1 protein-coding gene is annotated in these 733 nt (G+C 58.1%); it reads left to right on the top strand.

Annotated features, from left to right (window positions below):
* The coding region (locus tag ACXJ5O_RS28885; protein ID WP_457302901.1) for an HAD family hydrolase at positions 1-522 on the top strand (522 nt) is incomplete at its 5' end.
* Positions 523-733 lie beyond the last annotated feature (211 nt).

Genomic DNA, 733 nt, shown 5'->3' with positions numbered 1-733 from the left:
AAGCCCTACACCGAGCTGGTCTATCAGCCGATGCTCGAACTGCTCACCTATCTGCGTGCCAACGGCTTCAAGACCTTCATCGCATCGGGTGGCACCATCGAGTTCATGCGGCCGTGGACAGAAAAAGTCTATGGCATTCCGCCGGAGCAGGTCGTCGGCTCGTCGATTAAGACACAGTTTGAGATGAAGGATGGCTCGCCGACCTTGATGCGGCTGCCGCAACTCAACTTCATTGACGACAAGGCCGGCAAGCCCGTTGGTATCAACGAGCACATTGGCCGCCGTCCTATCGCAGCGTTCGGCAATTCCGACGGCGACCTCGAGATGCTGCAGTGGACGACTTTGGGCGACAAACCCGGTTTCGGGATGATTATCCACCACACCGATGCGGAGCGCGAATATGCCTACGACCGCAACACAGAGTTCGGTCGCCTCGACACGGCCCTCGATGCGGCAGCGGTGAACCAGTGGACCGTTGTCGACATGAAGGCCGACTGGAAGCAGATTTTCCCCGAAAAGTAACGCGCGTACGGACTTTCAAAACCCACCGGCTCCTTTCCGGACAACTCGGAGGATACCATTATGAAGATCAGCCACCCCATCGTAGGCTCTATGGCCGTTGCTGCAGGTCTGGCGTTGGCAACGACCGGAGCATTCGCCCAGGATTCCGCCAAAAAACCTAATGTGCCGCTGGAAAAAACCATCGGGACGGTCACGCCGACCGGCCCTGTGC

The organism is Phyllobacterium sp. P5_D12 (assembly GCF_054049495.1).
This window is presented reverse-complemented; position numbering and strand designations above follow the sequence as displayed.